The sequence below is a fragment of the Plesiocystis pacifica SIR-1 genome (assembly GCF_000170895.1).
GTDB lineage: Bacteria > Myxococcota_A > Polyangia > Nannocystales > Nannocystaceae > Plesiocystis > Plesiocystis pacifica.
In genome coordinates this window covers 50,027-63,393 of sequence record NZ_ABCS01000004.1, presented here as the reverse complement: position 1 = coordinate 63,393, position 13,367 = coordinate 50,027, and the positions used below count along the sequence as shown (strand labels likewise).

The 13,367-nt window shown below is 71.4% G+C and carries 11 protein-coding genes; 5 read left to right on the top strand and 6 right to left on the bottom strand.

Annotated features, from left to right (window positions below; all coding sequences use genetic code 11):
* Positions 1–7: 7 nt before the first annotated feature.
* From PPSIR1_RS03220 to pip, 3 genes are all read right to left on the bottom strand, one after another.
* A complete protein-coding gene (locus tag PPSIR1_RS03220) occupies positions 8–2,071 on the bottom strand; it encodes a cation:proton antiporter domain-containing protein (protein ID WP_006969545.1) in 2,064 nt (687 codons plus the stop codon).
* A gap of 322 nt (positions 2,072–2,393) precedes the next feature.
* Positions 2,394–2,765, bottom strand: coding sequence for a hypothetical protein (locus tag PPSIR1_RS03215; RefSeq protein WP_006969544.1), 372 nt, complete (start codon positions 2,763–2,765; stop codon positions 2,394–2,396).
* Between the two features lie 4 nt (positions 2,766–2,769).
* Positions 2,770–3,720: a prolyl aminopeptidase gene (pip, locus tag PPSIR1_RS03210; protein ID WP_006969543.1), complete on the bottom strand. Its 951-nt coding sequence runs from the start codon at positions 3,718–3,720 to the stop codon at positions 2,770–2,772.
* A 576-nt stretch (positions 3,721–4,296) separates the two neighbouring features.
* On the opposite strand from pip, the gene PPSIR1_RS03205 reads away from it, so the two are divergent.
* Complete coding sequence (locus PPSIR1_RS03205) at positions 4,297–5,076, top strand: hypothetical protein (protein WP_006969542.1); 780 nt, start codon at positions 4,297–4,299, stop codon at positions 5,074–5,076.
* Positions 5,077–5,080: 4 nt separating this feature from the next.
* Here PPSIR1_RS03205 and PPSIR1_RS03200 read toward each other — a convergent pair whose 3' ends face one another.
* Positions 5,081–5,539, bottom strand: coding sequence for a VOC family protein (locus PPSIR1_RS03200; RefSeq protein WP_006969541.1), 459 nt, complete (start codon positions 5,537–5,539; stop codon positions 5,081–5,083).
* A gap of 142 nt (positions 5,540–5,681) precedes the next feature.
* On the opposite strand from PPSIR1_RS03200, the gene PPSIR1_RS03195 reads away from it, so the two are divergent.
* Positions 5,682–5,927: a hypothetical protein gene (locus PPSIR1_RS03195; protein WP_006969540.1), complete on the top strand. Its 246-nt coding sequence runs from the start codon at positions 5,682–5,684 to the stop codon at positions 5,925–5,927.
* Positions 5,928–5,994: 67 nt separating this feature from the next.
* On the opposite strand, the gene PPSIR1_RS03190 is transcribed toward PPSIR1_RS03195, so the two are convergent.
* Positions 5,995–6,606 carry a tRNA-(ms[2]io[6]A)-hydroxylase gene (locus PPSIR1_RS03190; RefSeq protein WP_006969539.1) on the bottom strand — a complete coding sequence of 204 codons (612 nt, stop codon included), beginning with the start codon at positions 6,604–6,606 and terminating at the stop codon, positions 5,995–5,997.
* Between the two features lie 22 nt (positions 6,607–6,628).
* Here PPSIR1_RS03190 and PPSIR1_RS03185 point away from each other — a divergent pair, with 22 nt between their 5' ends.
* Genes PPSIR1_RS03185 through PPSIR1_RS41700 form a run of 3 tightly spaced genes read left to right on the top strand, consistent with a single transcriptional unit; the run spans position 6,629 to position 11,424 of the window.
* A complete protein-coding gene (locus tag PPSIR1_RS03185) occupies positions 6,629–7,570 on the top strand; it encodes a hypothetical protein (protein ID WP_157595156.1) in 942 nt (313 codons plus the stop codon).
* Positions 7,571–7,588: 18 nt separating this feature from the next.
* Entirely contained in the window at positions 7,589–8,524 is a 936-nt protein-coding gene (locus PPSIR1_RS03180) for a sensor histidine kinase (protein ID WP_006969537.1), read from the top strand.
* 56 nt (positions 8,525–8,580) lie between these two features.
* Positions 8,581–11,424 (top strand): serine/threonine-protein kinase, encoded by a 2,844-nt coding sequence (locus PPSIR1_RS41700; protein WP_086000969.1) that lies wholly within the window; start codon positions 8,581–8,583, stop codon positions 11,422–11,424.
* A gap of 54 nt (positions 11,425–11,478) precedes the next feature.
* Here PPSIR1_RS41700 and PPSIR1_RS41695 read toward each other — a convergent pair whose 3' ends face one another.
* Positions 11,479–13,317, bottom strand: a complete 1,839-nt coding sequence (locus tag PPSIR1_RS41695; RefSeq protein ID WP_006969535.1) for an alginate lyase family protein — start codon at positions 13,315–13,317, stop codon at positions 11,479–11,481.
* Positions 13,318–13,367 lie beyond the last annotated feature (50 nt).

Genomic DNA, 13,367 nt, shown 5'->3' with positions numbered 1-13,367 from the left:
CCCCTCCTCAGGTCGCGGCGGGCGGCCCCTCGGGCCCTCGCTCGAGCAGCTCGCGGGCCGCCGCCACGGCGTGGGTCGCCCCCGCGAGGATCATCGTCACGCCCGCGTCGACGCGGTCTTGGCCCGAGGGCATGGCCCGGGTCTCGCCCTCGTGGGAGATCGCCAGGACCGTCGCCCCCGTCAGGGCCCGGAGGTTGAGCTCGGCCAGGGTCCGGCCGCAGGCCCACGCGTGCGCCGAGATGAGCACCGCCTCGGTCGCGCCCAGGCCCGGCAGCAGGGCGTCCGCGCCAGCGATGGGGGCGGCGTCGTGCTCGTCAGTCATCTGCCGCTCGACCAGGGCGACGAGCGCGGCCGTGCCCGCGCGGACGTGCCCCTGCAGGTTCGTCGCCGAGCGCCAGAACACCACCCCCAGGCCGAGCCCGAGGACCCCGAGGACGAGCAGACCGACGGAAGAGCCGACGAAGGGCGTCACGAACAGCACCACCGGGGTGCTGACGGCGAGCACGACCATCGACTGGAGCGCGACCACGAAGGCCCGCCGGGGCGCCGCGGCGAGGTCGAGCTCGCCGTCGAGGCGGACGGGCAGGACCCGGTCGGCCAGCAGCTGGCCGACGCGCCGGGCGGTCCTCAGCATCGTGATCACCAGGGGCAGGCTCACGACCAAGCCGGCCGCCGCGACGAGCAGCCCGGCCCACGGCTCCCCCGCCCCCGTCCACGCCTCGACCTGACCGCTGAGCACGCCGCGAAAGTACGCGACCAGCAGCCACAGCGAGAGCACGACGACCCCGTCGATCACCAAGACCGCGGCGGCGCTGCGCAGGTGCGAGCGCCGGCGGGGCTCGCCCCCCTTGGCCCGCGCGGTCTCGAACCACGACTCGCACAGGCAGGCGAAGGTCTGCAGCGGCCGGGGCAGCGCCCCGTCGACCACGGTAGCGACTCGATCCGACACCCGCGCGAGCAGCGGGGTCGTGAACGCGGTGATCACCGCGACGGTGACCACCACCGGCTGGAGGAAGGGCCCGACGAGGCCGGCGGAGGCCCCGATCGCCGCGATGATGAACGCGAACTCGCCGATCTGCCCCAGGGACAGCCCGGCCGTGACCGAGCGCCGCACGCCGTTGCCGCTGAGGATGCCGGCGGTGCTGACCACCACGAACTGACCGACGATCACCACCGCCGAGACCAGGACGGCCAGGCCGAAGTAGTCGACGGCGACCCGCGGGTCCACCGTCATCCCGACCGAGACGAAGAACACCGCGCCGAACAGATCGCGCACGGGGTGGACCAGGGCCTCGATCTGGTGGCCGCGCCCCGACTCCGCGACGAGGGTGCCGGCCAGGAAGGCCCCGAGCGCGACGGAGTAGCCGAGCGACTCGGCGAAGTGGGCGAGGCCGAAGGCCAGCGCCGTCGACAGGACGACGAGGGCCTCGGTGCTGCCCCGGTCGACGACCCAGCGGACCAGGCGCGGGACCACGAACAGCCCCGCGACGGTCAGGACCAGCAGCAGCGCCACCAGCTTCACGAGCACGGCGCCGATCGCCGCGGGGTCGAGGCTCGCGCCCGAGGCCAGGGTGGTGAGCCCGGCGACGAGCAAGATCGCCGCGAGGTCCTGGACCACGAGCACGCCGAACACCAGCTCGCGGACCCGCGGCTCCGGGGCCCGCTCGTCGAACACCTTGGCCACGACCATGGTGCTCGAGATGGCCACGCAGGCCCCGAGGAACACCGCGTCCATGAGCTCGAAGCCGAGGACCCGGGCGAGGCCCCAGCCGAGCGCCATCATCGCGCAGACCTGGGCGCCCCCGGCGAAGCCAGCCACGGGGAGCACCTTGAGCAGGCGCCGGACGCTGAACTCGAGCCCCACGGCGAACATCACGAGGACCACGCCGAACTCGGACAGGGCCGCGATCCGCTCCGTGTCCGCGAAGATCGGGATGGGGATGTAGGGGCCGACGATCAGGCCGGCGAAGAGGTAGCCGAGCACGCTCGACTGCCCCAGGCGCTGAAACACCAGGCTGACCACCGCCGCGACGCCCAAGACGATGGCCAAGTCCGCGACGAGGTGGTGCATCGCGCCTGTATTGCGGACGGCCTCGAGACTTGCAAGCCCCCCAACGAGAGGACCAACAGCGTCAGCTCGCAGGGGGTCGGCCAAAACGAGTTTGCCCGACCCTCTGTCTATTTTAGCCGTCGTGGACGACGCCACGCCCTCCCTGCCCCACGTCCACGACTCAGGTTTAGCCGTCGTGGACGACGCCACGCCCTCCCTGCCCCACGTCCACGACTCAGGTTTAGCCGTCGTGGACGACGCCACGCCCTCCCTGCCCCACGTCCACGACTCAGGTTTAGCCGTCGAGGACGACGCCACGCCCTCCCTGCCCCACGTCCACGACTCAGTTGGTGATGCTGCCGCCGAGTTGGAACACGGGCAGGTAGAGCGCCGTGATCACCCCGACGCCCAGGCCCAGGGCCGTGACCGCGGCGATGACCACGGCGATGGTTCCGCGCCCGCCCTCTCGATGGGCCCCGCGGACGCCGAGGACCACGGCCAGGCCCGCGAGCAGCAGGGCGAGGAAGAAGGGCGCGCCGCCGAACACCAGGCGCGTCGCGGCGGGCAGCTCCCCGCCGAGCTCCCGGAACATCACCGCGAACTCGGGCAGCACGCGCAGGCGAAACCAGCCGACCTCGATGACCGTCGCCAGCGCCAGCACGATCGTCGCGCGCAGCCGCTTGTCGTCGGCGTAGCTCCGCTCGTCCTCAGCCATCGGGCTAGCGGTACTCGTCCGTGGCCTCGACGAGGGCCGAGATGATGCCGGGCTCGAAGGCCGAGTGCCCCGCGTCGGGGACGATCACCAGCTTCGAGCCAGCCATGCGCTCGTGCAGGTCCCAGGCGTTGCGCATGGCACAGATGACGTCGTAGCGCCCGTGGACGATGGTCGTGGGGATGTCGGCGATCGCGGCCGAGCCCTCGAGCAGCTGGCTGTCTCGCTCGAGGAAGCCGGCGTTGACGAAGTAGTGGCACTCGATCCGCGCGAACGGGAGGGTGAAGGTCGCGTCCTCGCAGTGCGCCTCGACGTCGGGGTCGGGCAGCAAGGTCGCGACGCGGCACTCGTAGAGGCTCCACGCCGTCGCGCAGCGGTTGCGCTCGACGGGGTCGTCCCCGGTCAAGCGCCGGTAGTAGGCGCCGATCAGATCGCCGCGCTCGGCCTCGGGGATCGGCTCGAGGAAGTCCGCCCACGCGTCGGGGAACAGCCGCGCCGTGCCGCCGCCGTAGAACCAGTCCATCTCGGGCTTGGTGAAGGTGAAGATGCCGCGGAGCACGAGCTCGGTGACCCGCTCGCGGTGGGCCTGGGCGTAGGCGAGGGCCAAGGTGCTGCCCCACGAGCCGCCGAACACCTGCCAGGCCTCGATGCCCAGGTGCGCGCGCAGCTTCTCGATGTCGTCGACGAGCTCCCAGGTGGTGTTCCCCTCGAGGCTCGCGTGGGGCCGCGAGCGCCCGCAGCCGCGCTGATCGAGGAGCACGATGCGGTAGACGGCGGGGTCGAAGAAGCGCCGGTGCTTGGGGTCGGTGCCGCCCCCAGGCCCGCCGTGGAGGAAGACCACCGGCTTGCCCTGGGGGTTGCCGGACTGCTCCCAATAGAGCTCGTGGATCGGCGAGACTCTCAGAAAGCCACTCTCGTAGGGCGTGATCGCGGGGTACAGGGAGCGCAGCTGCGGCACGGGGCCAGCTTGGCAGAGCCCGCTGCGTGCGTCCAGCGCGGTGGATGGGGGCGCGCGTCATCGCCCCGTCGGGCGAGCAACCAGCGGTGCGTGCCATCGGATCGCGACCTACGCATGCGGCCACAAAAGCAGCCACAGCGGGGTTTTCAACGGCTTTTGGCGACACGGCCGCGGTGGGGTTGGGGGCGGCGTGGGACCCCCCGCACGAGGCAGCGCGCCCCAGGGGACAATCTGCGATCCCTGCGCACCCGTGGGCTTTGGCGTGCGGGCTCATCGAGGCACTCGGCGCGCCCCGAGCTGCGCTCCGACCACGAAGGTGTGCGGCCCGGTCCCCCGATCACGCCCAGATCGACGCTGCGCGAACGCAGCATCCCGCGGCCGAGTCTTTTGGTCACTTCGCCCCACTGACACCTCCCGCCCCGATCCCCGCGCGATCGCGGCCCGACGCCCGCGCGCACGATTGTTTCGCGGCTCAATTCGCCGCGCCCTCGTTGCCGCGCCTCGCGTTCCGCCTACGGTGGATCTGTGACACGACCCGCCAACGGATGGATCAGGGTCAACGTGGGAGGCAAGGAAATGCGCCGCTTGGACATCGTCGAACAGCTCGCTCAATACCTCGAGACTCTGGACTGGGACGCCACCACGCGCGACCTGATCCGGCGCGTCCAGGGGCACAGCCCCATCGCCGTCGAGCTGCTCGCCTACGAGAACCTGCGCTCGCCCACGCTCGAGGCCCAGCGCGTCGCGGCGATCCAGCTCCGGGTGCTGCGCAGCTACGCGGCCGAGCTGCGCTGGCTGGCGGCGCTGAGCGAGAGCGAGCCCCTGCGCCCGAGCACCCGCGCCGCCATCGGTCACCTGCTGGCCGAGCTCAGCGACCTGCCCGGCTCGCCCGGCTCGCCCCGCCTTCCAGAGCTGCTCGAGTCGGCCTTCCTCTACCACGCGCTGTTCGCCAAGCTGCGCCCGTGGCTGCCTCCGGTGGCGCGAGCCTTCGAGCACGCCGAGGTCCTCGACCTGCTCGCCCTGGCCCTCGAGCCCGCGCGTCAGACCGAGCTGCGCCCGCGCTTCGAGGCCCTGTGGGCCATGTTCCACCGGGTGATCCAGCTGCCCTCGACCAAGCTCGCGCTGCTCGACGGGGCCCGCCCCGATCGCCTCGCGCGGACCATCAAGGAGCTCGCCCTCGAGCGCATCGAGATCGCCCCCGCGCCGCCCTGGAACTCGCCGAGCTGGGCGATGCCCTGGCTCGCCGGACGCAACGCTCCGCTGCGCGCCCTGGCCAGCAACTCCGCCCCCGACCTGCGCGACGTCGACTCGACGGCCGAGCGCGCCGTGGCGCTGCTCAGCCTCGACTGCGGCTAGGCGGCTAGCTAAATAGCCCCGCCGGCGCCTGCACCAACTCGATCAGCACCCCCTGGCCGCCCTGGGGGTGCGCTTCGTTGCCCTTGGGGTGGATGAAGCACACGTCGTGGCCGGCCGCGCCCTTGCGGATGCCGCCCGGGGTGAAGCGCACGCCCTGAGCCGTGAGCCACTCGACGGCCGCGGGCAGGTCGTCGACCCACAGCCCGATGTGGTTGAGGGCCGGCTGGTGGACCCGCGGCCGGGCCTCGGGGTCGAGGGGCTGCATCAGGTCGATCTCGACGACGCCCGTCCCCTCGCCCACGCGCAGGATGTCCTCGTCGACGTTCTCCTGTTCGCTGCGGTACTCGCCGACGCGCTCGACACCGAGCAGGCCCACCCACAGCTCGCGCAGGGCGGACTTGTCCTGGCCGCCGATCGCCACTTGTTGCAGTCCGAGGATCGAGAAGGGTCGCTCCGAGCTCATCGCGGCGGAGCATAGCGACGCCTGGAGAAGACGAAAGCAAGCGAATTCGACTTTCGCTTGCGGATGCGAAACGTGCGCATCTTCAAGTCTCGAGCGATAAAATGGTTTTGAAAACAGATTTCAATTTCGATAAGTTCGCTTCATGTCTCACCGTCACGCCCTCGAGCTCCTCGCCGCCGACCGCGGCTACCTCGTCCAGCTCTGCCGCGAGTGCTCCATCGTGCACGTCGACGTCGGACCCGTGACCCTGCGCCTGCGCCCGGGCGCCCTCGACTCCCTCGCGCAGGTCCTGACCCGCGCCAGCCACGAGCTGCACCGCGCCGAGGCCAACGAAGAGACGGTGCGCATCGAGCTCGAGAAGCTCACCGCACCTTCGCTGGTGAACTAGCTTTGATGGAGGGGCTTCGCAGCCCCTCCCCCCGGCGGTCGGGCAGGCGCCCTCCGAGTCCTCCGGACTAGCTATGCATGCGCGGCGGGTCGTCGCTGGCCCGCACGACCTCGGCCTCGTGCGCGGCCAGCTCGTCCAGGCGCGCGCGCAGGCTGTCCTCGTCGATGTCGAGGCAGCTCCGGGCCAGGTCGACGTAGGTCGCGTGGTGCCGGGCCTCGCTGGCCAGCAGCCCGTCGTAGAGCTCGAACAGCGCGTGCTCGGGGTGCTCCTTCGCCTCGGCCCCGCGCGCGGCGAAGGCCCGGGCGAGGAGCTGCATGCGCTCGCAGCTGCGGGCCTCGATGAGCGAGCAGCACAGCAGCAGATCGAGCAGGCGCTCGTGCGGCTCCTTGCGCACCGCGGTCATCAAGCGCGCCGCGTAGGTGCTCGGCTCTTGCCTGGCGAACTCTCCGCCCCGCTCGCGGATCAGACCCACGACCAGCTCGAAGTGCTCGAGCTCCTCCCGCGCCAGCTCCGACATCGGCACGGCCAGCTGGGGGTACTCGGGGTAGCGAAAGATCATGCTCAGGGCCGTGGACGCGGCCTTTTTCTCGCAGTGCGCGTGGTCGAGGAGCACCTCGTCGATGTGTTCGAGGGCGCCCTCGACCCACGCCGGATCGCTGGTCGAAGCGAGGTGGAGCACGGTCGGAGTGTATGCTCCAGCCGTGCCCGTGGCGAAGCGCTCGCACTCTCGTGCCCCCGCGGGCTCGCTCACGATGGTGGTGATCCTCGCCCTCGGTCTGCTGGCAGTCGGCTGCCCCGCGCCCGTGAACTACGCGACCCGCGATCGCTACCCCCAGCCCGAGGCCCAGGACGCCGCGCCCGCGGGACCCGCCTTGCTCTCGGCGCAGATCAGCCGCTACGGCGACGAGGACGACCCCGCGAGCGCCGAGGACACGACCTGGCCGCCACAGGAGCCGGCCAACGATCGCCTCGTGCTCGTGTTCAGCGTCGAGCTCGACGCCCTGAGCGTCGACCCCAGGAGCTTCGGCGTGCTGCGCAGCGACGGCGTGCGCGTGTCCCCCCGCCGCGCCTTCCTCGCCCCGGCCGACGAGGGCGACGAGAACCGCAGCCTGACCCTCCTGGGCGAGTTTGGCGGACCCGAGCGAGCCCCCGTGACCGTGCACGTGCTCGGGCCCGTGTTCGCGGAGAGCGGCGTGCCCCTCCGAGGCCTCGACGCCAAGATCGCCGGGCCCGAGCAGGCCGACCGCCCCATCCTCGTCGAGCGCCTGGGTAGCGACGAGGGCCGCTGTCCCGGGGCCACGCGACTGCTGCGCGTGCACTGGAGCGACGGCCTGGCGGGGGTGGCCGACGACGACCGCGGCCGGGTCACCCTCGAGCTCGGCTCCGGCGAGCGGCGTCACCCCGTGGCCTTCGACGACCAGGCCCACCTCGAGGTCGCGGCCGCCAACACAGACGCAGAGGCAAGCACAGACGCAGAAGCTGCCGCGGTGCCCCCCCAGCTGCCCAGCCCGGGCGCAGAAGACGACAACGTCCTCGATCTGTGCCTGGACTTCGACGACACCGTGCGCACCCTGGACTTTGCCGCCGGTGTGTTCACGGACCTCCAAGGCCACCCCACGGCCGCCGCCCACATCTCGATGTGAGCCCCCGCCCCCCTCGTCATGGTCACCCCCAAGATCCGCTCGATCAGCCTGCCGATCATCCTGTCCTCGATCGCGGTGATGCTGACCATCGCCCTGCTCGTGGGCTGGATCGGGGTGATCGTCCAAAACATGGAGATGGTCCAGGCCAACCTCGCGGGCAACATGTGGCTGCTGGTCGGGGGCATCGTGTCCTACGTCCTGGTGCTCAGCGTCATCGTGCTGTTCACGGTCTTCCTGATCCGCGAGATCCGCGAGGTCCGGCGCCAGACCAGCTTCATCGACTCGGTCACCCACGAGCTCAAGACCCCCCTGGCCTCCCTGCGCCTGGCCGCCGAGACCCTCGCCCGGCCGCAGCTGGCCCCCGACCGCCGCGAGCAGCTGCGCGTGATGATGCTCGAGGACGTCTCGCGCCTCGTGGCCCTCGTCGACGGCATCCTCGACGCCAGCCGCATCGCCGGCGGTGACGTCGAGCCTGGCGAGGTCGACGAGGTCTCGCTCCACGAGCTGAGCTCCGAGATCGTCCGCGAGCTGACCACCCGCCACAAGATCCCGACGGGCAGCGTCGAGCTGGATCTCGAGCCCGAGCTGAGCCTCTTCGTCGACCCCCACGCCCTGCGGACCGTGCTCAGCAACCTCGTCGACAACGCGATCAAATACTCCCAGGGCGAGCCGTGGGTGCGCGTGCGGGCCCACCGACGCACCAGCGACAAGCAGGTCGAGATCGCCGTCAGCGACCGCGGCATCGGCATCGACAAGGCCGATCTCAACCGCGTGTTCGACCGCTTCTACCGCGCCCCCGCCGAGGCCGTCCGCTCCCGCCACGGCACGGGGTTGGGGCTGTTCGTAGTCTCGGCCATGGTCCGGGGCATGGGCGGCCGGGTCGAGGTCAGCTCCCCCGGCCCGGGGCAGGGGACGACTTTCCGGGTGCTGTTGCCGATCCGTTACGCCAGTTGAAGGCCCAGCGGACGCCCGGTGTACAATGCCGGCGCCTTTGACGGCGCCCGCGCCCCATGCAGTTCGGCCCCTACCAACTCGTCAGACGAATCGGCGCCGGGGGCATGGGCGAGGTCTGGCTGGCCCGCCAGTTCCTGGCTTCGGGGGTCAGCCGCGCGGTCGCGCTCAAGCGCTTGCCGAGGAGGCTGGCCCGCAAGGAGCGCTACCGGCGGATCCTCCTCGGGGAGGCGCGCCTGGCCATGATGCTGCGCCACTCGAACATCATCGACGTGTTCGACGCGGGCGAGCTCGCGGGCGAGGCCTACATCGCCATGGAGTTCGTCGACGGCGAGGATCTGTCGCGGGTGCTCAAGCGCCTGCGGGCCCTCGACCAGACCGAGCTCGACCCGCGCCTGGTCGCCCACATCATCGCCGAGATCCTGCGCGCGCTGTGCTACGCCCACGAGTTCGTCGACGAGTCCGGGCGCCCGCAGTGCATCGTCCACCGCGACGTCTCCCCGCACAACGTGATGCTGTCCCTCGCCGGTGAGGTCAAGCTCGCCGACTTCGGCGTCGCGCGGCTGGCCAGCGAGGAGACCTCGGGGACCCACGTCAAGGGCAAGATCCGCTACATGCCGCCGGAGCAGCTGCGCGGCGAGTCCAAGCGCCCCACCGTCGACCTGTTCGCCGTCGGGGCCGTGCTCCACGAGCTCCTCGACGGCGCGGTGTTCCGGGGCGAGGACATCGAGGACGCGACCTTGCTCGGGCTGGTCATGGACGGGGTCGTGCCCGAGCTGACGGACCCCTCGAACGTCCCGCCCCACATCGAGACCCTGCGCCGCCGGCTGCTGCACACCAACCCGAGCAAGCGCTTCGCCTCGGCCCGCGAGGCCCTCGAGTTCATCTACGCCTGGGACCGCTTCCGCAACGCCGAGGCCGGGGTCACCGACCTGGTCAAGCGCGTCCGGGCGACGCCGACCAACTGGGAGCCCGAGCCCGCCGCCGACCTCGACGAGCAGAGCGCGGTCCGCCCGCTGACCGACACCCTCGACCCCGTGGGCGACACCGGCGTGGGCTTCGGCGTCGCCGAGACCCTGCTCCACGACGACGACGGCAAGCCCTACCACTCGGGCAGCTTCGAGGATCTGGCCGTCATCGATCCGCTCGCGGCCATCGACCCCCTCGCCGAGCCCCGCGTCGACGACGATCAGCTCATGGCCCAGCTCGAGGGGCTGAGCACCACGCCCAAGACCAAGGCGAAGATCGACGACTTCCCGGCGCCCCCGCCCGAGGCCCCGCCCAAGGGCCGCGTCAAGCGGCGGGCGCCCTCGGAGCCCGTCGCTCGCGGCGGCGGCGAGGGCCCGAGCTGGACCTCGACCAGGACCCGCGACCCCGACGACCCCCTGCCCCTGACCGCGCACCCCGAGTTCGACCTCGGCCCGGCCCTGTCCGTCGCGCCCGTGCCCCCGGCCTCTCGCCCCTCGACGGGCAGCCACGCCCCCGTGCCCCGACCCCCGCGGCGCTGGCCCAAGCGCCTGCTCGGCCTGGTGCTGGTCGCGGGCCTCGGCGTCGGGGGCTACTTCGCCGCCGATCACTACGGCGTCCTCGACGGCCTGCTCGCCGGTGAGCTCGAGCTCATCCCCAAGCCGCCGCCGGAGCGCCGCCGGGCCCGGGTGCTGCACGACGGGCGCCCTGCCCTGGTCGGCTTCGGGCGCATCGACCCCGCCCCCCTCGAAGAGACCGGCATCGCCTACGACTTCTCCCTCAGCCACGGCCTCGCTCAGCCCCTCGACGCCCTCGACAACGGCCAGGCCGAGTTCGTGCTGACCACCCTCGACGCCTTCCTGGCGACGCGGCCCAAGGGCAAGGTCGTCGCTCTGGTCCAGGTGTCCACCGGCGCCGAGGGCCTGGTCCTCGACACCGAGGAGTTCGCCAAGCTCACCAGCCTCGACGCCCTGCGCTCGCTCGACGAGGGGAGCACCCTGGCCATGCCCCGCTCCGGCCCCGCGGCGAGCCTGGGCAACGCCGCCTGGTCCTACTTCCCCGCCCTCACGACGTTGACCCCCGACGCGAGCTACGACGACAGCGGCGCGGCCTGGGAGGCGCTCTCGGCCAAGGCCAACGGCGTGGTCGGGGCCGTGCTCAGCGAGCCCGAGCTCAGCAAGGCCCGCGCCGCCGGCATGCGCGTGGTCCTGTCCAGCCGGGACCTGCCGCGCGCCGTCGTCGACGTGCTCGTCGCCAGCGAGCGCGTGCTCGCCGAGGACCCCGAGCTCGTGACCAAGGTCGTCGACGCCTACGCCGAGGTCGCGACCACGCTCACCGACGACGCCGCCCTGAGCCAGGCCATCGCCGAGCAGCGCGGCGGCGACCAAAATGATCAAGAGCTCGCCGCCCTCGTCGCCGGCACCTGCCTCGTCGACGCCGCCGGCTCGACCGTGCTCGCCAGCGCCATCGCCGAGACCTGGGCCGGCCTGCGCCTCGACGGCAAACAAAGCGACGCCCTCCCGGCCCTCGACGCCCTCACCCACGGCCTCGAGCTCGGGGAGCTCGGCGGCGCGACCCTACCCGCGAGCGTCCAGCGCTGCCTCGACCGCGAGCTCCCCGAGGACCGCCGCCCGAGCGGCGACCTGGGCACCATGCGCCTGCCCCCGGCCCCCAGCACCTGGTTCGAGGCCGAGAGCGAGGCCCTGCGCCCCGACGCCCCCGTGGCCGTGCTCGCTGGACTCATCCGCCAGCTCGACGACGCCGGCGTGAAGATCCAGCTCACCGCCTACGGCGAGGCCAAGGGCAGCAAGGCCAAGAAGCTCGGCCAGCGCCGGGCCGAGACGCTGGCCAAGGCCATCGGGGTCTACGGCGTCGAGGCCACTGGCGCCGCGAAGTCCAGCGACGGCGCCCAGCTCGAGCTCCGACTCTCGCGCTGAGGCCCCGCCCAGCGAAGGCGGCTCAACCACGACGCGTTGTCGAGGCGGCGACGCCTACAGACAGGGCGGCGCGTTCAGCCCCGGGTAGGGGAACAGGTCGACCTCGCAGTCCGCCTTCTTCCCGTGGAGGAACAGCTCGCCGGGGCTGGCCGCGAAGGTGCCCCGCGTCGTGTCCACGACGTAGCCGTTGTTGAACACCTCGAGCGGCGGCTGCAAGGCACGAAAGCCCATGTCCGCGTCTCCGTCGAGGAGCGCCGCGAGCTCGGCGTTGCGGTAGTAGGTGTTCGCCCGCGCCCAGGTCAGGAAGTGCTGGAGGTAGCGCCGGCCGGGGCCGCCCGTGTCACCGTTGATCAGCTGCCCTTGCTTGTGGCGCCCCTCGTAGCCCTGGGGCCGGTTGAGCTTGGCCGAGATCAACAGCGCGGTGAGCAAGCTCTTGGGACCCCCGACGGTGCTCGACTCGGGCAGCTGCGGATGGTTGGAGCCCTCGGAGGTCGAGTACTCGTAGAGCGAAGGATCGCCGTGACGAGCGAACAGATCGGCGATCTCCACGAGGTGGCCGAGCTGACCGGTCACGTAGTGCTGCCCCGTCTCGCCGTTGTTGCCCCCCCGGTAGTAGTCGCCCAGGCTGCCGTCGGGGCGGATGTTGTAGCGAATGACCTCCTCGAAGAACAGCTTGCAGTCCCGGATCAGCAGCTCGTCCTCGAGCATCCAGCCGATCACGCACACCGACATCGCCGAGTCCGTGATGCGGTTTTGGTAGAGGAGCTGCCCGTAGGTCGCGGTCGGTCCGCCGTCCCACAAGCTGAAGTCGTCGTAGGGGGGGTTGTCGATGTTCGCGTTCGGCGTCCCGGCCACGCGCGCGTCGACGCTGTCGAAGATCGAGACCTCCTCGAGCAGCAGCTGCTCGATCGCGTCGCGGAAGTACAGCCCCGCCTCGAACAACCAGGCCTCGATCTGCGCGCGCTCGTCCGCCGTGTACACCGGGTTGTCGATCACTTGCCCCTCGACCGCGCGGCGGCGCGTGTAGTCGTAGGCCTTGGCGATCTTGACGACCCACAGCGAGGTGAAGAAGAAGGGGTTGGTGCTGGACACCTGCTGGCCGCCGCCGAGCCCCTGCCCCTGGTGCCCGATCCCCCACCGGTCTCGGTTCGAGAAGTCGACGCCCGGGGCCCGGGCGACGTCCGTCTGGCGCAGCAGCACGCGGCGCACGTCGTCCATCAGGGCTTCGTCCTCCTCGACGGCCGCGACGAGGGCCGCCGACAGCAGGTCGTCGCCGTACTTGAAGGCGTCCTGGCAGGTCCAGTAGTTGTCGTCGGGGGTGCAGGGCACGAAGCCGTTCCCCGTGCTCTTCTTCGTCGCCGGGGCCCAGGTCGGGATCGCGCCCGTGCCGTCCCAGTATGGGGGGTCCTGCGACACGGTGCGCCAGCCCGCGATCGGCCCGTTCCAATAGTTGTAGTGGTCGGGGGTCACCAGATCATCCCAGGCGTCGAGGACCGGCATCTCCACGAAGCTCTCCATGGACGCCTCGAAGGCGGCCGCCGACCCGAGGATCCGCTCCCACTCCCCCGGCGAGTTCGGGGTCACGTCGCCCAGGCTCACGAAGTTGAAGGTCGCGGATCCGGCGGCGCGCTCTTGCAACAAGTGCAGCTCGGAGACAGTGAAGTCCTCTGAAACCAGGGGATCCCCTGGCTCCCCCCCAGTGCCACCATCGGTGCTGTCATCGTCGCCATCACTGCCATCACTGCCGTCACTGCCGTCGCTGCCGTCGCTGCCGTCGCTGCCGTCGCTGCCGCTGCTTTCCATGCTGGCGCCCCCGTCGCTGTCCGACTCGCTCGTACTCTCGGTGTCTCCGACGCTGTCTGACTCGCCGGCTTCGGCGGCCTCATCGGGCACACACCCGCTGGAGAAAGACGAGGCCAGCAAGATGGCACAGGGAAGGAGGG